Origin of the sequence: Kineococcus gurbantunggutensis (assembly GCF_050871925.1) — a bacterium.
In the GTDB taxonomy this organism is placed as follows: Bacteria; Actinomycetota; Actinomycetes; order Actinomycetales; family Kineococcaceae; genus Kineococcus.
In genome coordinates, this window is record NZ_JBJLSG010000245.1 from 1 (window position 1) to 4,968 (window position 4,968).

A 4,968-nucleotide genomic window follows, 5' to 3' on the forward strand; every position below is an offset into this window, starting at 1 on the left:
GGGGCCGCGGCGTGTCCGGGCGGGGGCCTTCGTCGTGCCGCGGGTGCCGTCAGCCGGGCAGGTCCCCGGCGGCCGCGGCGTCCACCAGCCACAGCGTCGCCTCGGTGCCGCGCACCCCGGCCGCGGGCGTGGAGGTCACGTCGTCGCCGCCGACCCCGCGGGCCACGGCGGCGGCCTTCTCCGCGCCGGAGGCCACGACCCACACCTGGCGGGCGCGGGCCAGCGCGCCGAAGGTGAAGGACAGGCGCACCGGCGGCGGCTTGGGCGACTCGCGCACGCCGATGACGCTGGACTCGTCGCGCGCCAGCCCCGGGTGGTGCGGGAACAGCGAGGCGACGTGCCCGTCCGGGCCCATGCCCAGCAGCAGCACGTCGAAGGCGGGCACCTCCGCGCCGTCGGCCGCGGCGGCCAGCTCCGCGGCGTAGCGGGCGGCCGCGGCGTCGGGGTCGTCCCCGTCCGGGCCGTCGGAGGCCGGCGGCTCGTGCACCGTCGCCGGGTCCAGGTCCAGCGCGTCGAGCAGCGCCGCGCGCGCCTGGGTGGCGTTGCGCTCCGGGTCCCCGGCGGGCAGGAACCGCTCGTCGCTCCACCACAGGTGCACCCGGCGCCAGTCCACGGCGTCGCGCGCCGGGGAGGCGGCGAGCGCCTCCAGCGTCCTGCCGCCGATCGTGCCGCCGGTCAGCGACACGTGCGCCACCCCGCGCCGGGCCTGGGCGTCCGCGAGGGCGGCCAGCAGCCGGCCCGCGGTCGCGTGCGCCAGGACGTCGGGGGAGGGGTGGACGACGACGAGGGCCTCGCCGCTCACGCGCTCGCCCGCTTCGCCGCGCGCTTGGCCGTCCCGCTCGCGGCGGGAGCCGCCTCCCCGGCGGCGGCCGCCTTGCGCGCGGGCGCGGCCTTCTTCGCCGGTGCCGCCTTGCGGGCCGGTGCGGCCTTCTTGGACGCGGCGGTCCCCGAGGCCGTGCCCTTCGCCGCGGTGCCCTTCGCCGCGGTGCCCTTCGAGGCGGCCGTGCGCCGGCCCGCGGCGGCGGTCCTCTTCACCGCCGCCACCTTCTCCGCGGGGGAGGTCCCTCGGTCGGAGGCGTTCTCGGAGTGCTCCACGTTCGGGTCCGCGGTGCCCCCGACGCGCTGGGTGGGCTCCTCGGGGTGGGCCTGCTTCATGGCGCGCGAGAGCCGGGCGGACTTCGCCTCCGCGGCGGCCTGCTTGCGCGCGGCCTGCCCGGGCGGGGCCAGCCGGCCCTGGCGCTGCGCGTCGCGCTCCGTCAGGGTCTTCGTGCCCACCTTGGGCAGCTCGCGCAGGACCTCGCCGTAGACCTCGTCGGGGTCCAGCCGGCGCAGCTCCTCCGTCAGGCAGTCCTTGACGGGTCGGCGGGCCAGCGCCATGCGCCGGTCCGGCTGCCCCGGCTGCGTCAGGGTGGCCACGTTCTGGTCCGGGCGCACCAGCTCCACCGCGCCCGAGCGGCGCTCCAGGCGCACGCTGTGCACCCCGGTGCCCTTCTTGGTGCGCACGCGCACCACGGGCGCGCCGAGCTTGCCGCTCAGCCACGCCGCGAGCAGCTCGGTGCTGGGGCTGTCCGGGGCGCCGGCGACGGTGATGGAGGTGACCGGCTCGAACGGCGGCTGGTCCAGCGCCGCCGCCAGCAGGGCCCGCCAGTTCGTCAGGCGCGTCCACGCCAGGTCGGTGTCACCGGCCCGGTACGTGGCCCGGCGCTGCTCCAGCGCCTTGGCGGGGTCGCGCGACTCGGCGGAGTCGGTGATGCGCCGCTGGGCGATGCGCCCGACGGGGTCGGCGCCCACGTCCTCCGGCGCCGCCCCCGGCCACCACGCCACGATCGGCGCGTCCGGCAGCAGCAGCGAGACCACGGTGGTCTCCCCGTGCTCCACCAGCGGGCCGTACGCGCGCAGCACGACGACCTCGCTGGCGCCGGCGTCGCCGCCGACGCGGATCTGCGCGTCCAGGCGCGCCGCACCGCGCTTGTTGCCGCGGGCCAGCACCAGCACCCGGCACGGGTGCTCGCGGCTGGCCTCGTTGGCCGCGGCGATGGCGTTCTCCGCGTGCGCGTCGTCGGTCACGACGACGAGCGTCAGGACGCGGCCCAGGGCGACCGCGCCGCCCGAGTCGCGCAGGTCGACCAGGGCCTTGTTGATGGCGCTGGTGGACGTGCTGGGCAGGTCGATGATCACTTCGTCCGCTCCCCGTCGAGGTGCTGTGCGGTCGTGGGGGCCGCGCCCCTGCGCGCCGGGCTCACGGCCGCCGCCACGCGCGGCCGGTCCGCTCGAGCATCGCGTCCGCCGAGGCCGGGCCCCAGGTGCCGGAGGCGTACGGCTCGGGCTTGCCGTTGCGGGCCCAGAACTCGGTGATCGGGTCGAGGATCTTCCAGGAGAGCTCGACCTCCTCGTGCCGGGGGAACAGCGGCGGGTCGCCCAGCAGCACGTCCAGGATGAGCCGCTCGTACGCCTCGGGGCTGGACTCGGTGAAGGCGTGCCCGTAGCCGAAGTCCATCGTCACGTCGCGGACCTCCATCGCGGTGCCCGGCACCTTCGAGCCGAACCGCAGCGTCACGCCCTCGTCGGGCTGGACCCGGATCACCAGGGCGTTCTGCCCCAGCTCCTCGGTGGCGGTGCGCTCGAAGGGCAGGTGCGGGGCCCGCTTGAAGACCACCGCGATCTCCGTGACCCGCCGGCCCAGGCGCTTGCCGGCGCGCAGGTAGAACGGCACGCCCGCCCAGCGGCGGGTGTCGATCTCCAGCTCGATCGCGGCGAACGTCTCGGTGGTGGAGTCCTGCGGGATGCCCTCCTCGTCCAGGTACCCCTTGACGTGCTCCGAGCCCTGCCAGCCCGCCGCGTACTGCCCGCGCGCGGTGGACCGCGACAGGTCCCGGGGCAGCCGCACCGCCGAGAGGACCTTGGCCTTCTCCGCGCGCAGGTCGGCGGCGTCGAAGGAGACGGGCTCCTCCATGGCCGTCAGCGCCAGCAGCTGCAGCAGGTGGTTCTGGATGACGTCGCGCGCGGCGCCGATGCCGTCGTAGTAGCCGGCGCGGCCGCCGATGCCGATGTCCTCGGCCATCGTGATCTGCACGTGGTCGACGTGGTTGGCGTTCCACAGCGGCTCGAACATCTGGTTGGCGAAGCGCACCGCCAGCAGGTTCTGGACGGTCTCCTTGCCCAGGTAGTGGTCGATGCGGAACACCGAGTCGGCCGGGAAGACGTCCTCGACCACCGCGTTCAGCTCGCGCGCGGACCTCAGGTCGTGGCCGAACGGCTTCTCGATGACGACGCGGCGCCACTGGTCGCCGTGCTGCGCGGACAGGCCGCTGCGGGCCAGCTGCTTGGCGACCACGGGGAAGAACCGCGGCGGGATCGACATGTAGAACGCGTGGTTGCCGCCGGTGCCGCGCACGCGGTCCAGGTCGGCGACCGTCGCGGCCAGCTGGTCGAAGGCCTCGTCGTCGTCGAACTCGCCGGGCACGAAGCGGAAGCCCTCGGCCAGCTGCGCCCACACCGACTCGCGGAAGGGCGTGCGGGCGTGCTGGCGCACCGAGTCGTAGACGATCTTGCCGAAGTCCTGGTCGGCCCAGTCGCGGCGGGCGAAGCCGGTGAGCGCGAAGCCCGGCGGCAGCAGGCCGCGGTTGGCCAGGTCGTAGATCGCCGGCATGAGCTTCTTGCGGGCCAGGTCGCCCGTGACGCCGAACATCACGAGCCCGCACGGCCCCGCGATCCGCGGCAGGCGGCGGTCGCGGGGGTCGCGCAGCGGGTTGTGACCCGCCGAGGTGGGACTCACTTGGCCTCTGCCTGGGTCTGGGCGCGCTCGAGCTCGTCGTTGACGGTCTGCAGCAGCTCGCCCCAGCTCTTCTCGAACTTGTCCAGGCCCTCGCGCTCGAGCAGGTCCACCACCTCGGTGTAGGACACGCCCAGGCGCTCGAGGTCGTCCAGGACGGCCTGCGACTCGCCGTAGGAGCCGCGGATCGTGTCGCCGGTGACCTCGGCGTGGTCGATCGTGGCGTCCAGCGTCTTGCCCGGCATGGTGTTGACGGTGTTCGGGGCGACCAGCTCGGTCACGTACAGCGTGTCCGGCAGGTTGGGGTCCTTCACGCCGGTGGAGGCCCACAGCGGGCGCTGCGCCTTGGCGCCGGCCTCCTTGAGGACCTGCCAGCGCGGGGTGCCGAAGACCTCCTCGTACGCCTGGTAGGCCAGGCGGGCGTTGGCCAGGCCGGCCTTGCTGCGCAGCGCCTTGGCCTCGTCGGTGCCCAGGGCGTCCAGGCGCTTGTCGACCTCGCTGTCCACGCGGGAGACGAAGAAGGAGGCCACGGACTGGATCCCGGACAGGTCCAGGCCCTTCTCGCGCGCCTGCTCCAGGCCGGTGAGGAACGCCTGCATCACCGCGCGGTAGCGGTCCAGGGAGAAGATCAGGGTGACGTTGACGCTGATGCCCTCGCTGATCGCCGTGGTGATGGCCGGCAGGCCCTCGACGGTCGCGGGGATCTTGATGTAGAGGTTCGGGCGGTCCACCGCGGCCCACAGCTGGCGGGCGGAGGCCTCGGTGCCGGCGGTGTCGCGCGCCAGGCGCGGGTCGACCTCCAGGGAGACCCGCCCGTCCAGGCCCTCGGTGCGGTCGTACACCGGGCGCAGCACGTCGCAGGCGCGGCGCACGTCCTCGGTGGTGATCTGGAAGACCGCCTCCTCGACGTCGGCGCCGGCGGCCACCAGCTCCTTGACCTGCTCGGTGTAGCGGTCGCCCTTGGCGAGCGCGCTGGCGAAGATCGTCGGGTTGGACGTCACGCCCAGCACGCCGGCCTCGACCAGCCGCTGCAGCTCGCCGGAGTCGGTCAGCTCGCGCGAGAGGTCGTCCAGCCACACCGACACGCCGTGCTGCTGAAGGGTCTCGAGGTTGTTGCTCACGGGGTTCTCCGTTCCGTTCGTGCGCTCCGGGGCGCCGGGACGGCGCCCTCGCTGCTGGCGCCCCGCCCGGGGACG

At 74.9% G+C, this 4,968-nt stretch carries 4 protein-coding genes; all 4 read right to left on the minus strand.

Going from position 1 to position 4,968, the window contains the following annotated elements:
- Nucleotides 1-49 precede the first annotated feature (49 nt).
- Nucleotides 50-802 carry a 6-phosphogluconolactonase gene (gene pgl, locus ACRYR7_RS24225; RefSeq protein ID WP_432574848.1) on the minus strand — a complete coding sequence of 251 codons (753 nt, stop codon included), beginning with the start codon at nt 800-802 and terminating at the stop codon, nt 50-52.
- Complete coding sequence (gene opcA / locus ACRYR7_RS24230) at nt 799-2,178, minus strand: glucose-6-phosphate dehydrogenase assembly protein OpcA (protein ID WP_432574850.1); 1,380 nt, start codon at nt 2,176-2,178, stop codon at nt 799-801. Before opcA ends, pgl begins: the two co-directional genes overlap by 4 nt.
- A 61-nt stretch (nt 2,179-2,239) precedes the next feature.
- Nucleotides 2,240-3,775 (minus strand): glucose-6-phosphate dehydrogenase, encoded by a 1,536-nt coding sequence (gene zwf / locus ACRYR7_RS24235; RefSeq protein WP_432574851.1) that lies wholly within the window; start codon nt 3,773-3,775, stop codon nt 2,240-2,242.
- Entirely contained in the window at nt 3,772-4,893 is a 1,122-nt protein-coding gene (gene tal, locus ACRYR7_RS24240; RefSeq protein ID WP_432574853.1) for a transaldolase, read from the minus strand. Before tal ends, zwf begins: the two co-directional genes overlap by 4 nt.
- Nucleotides 4,894-4,968: the final 75 nt, after the last annotated feature.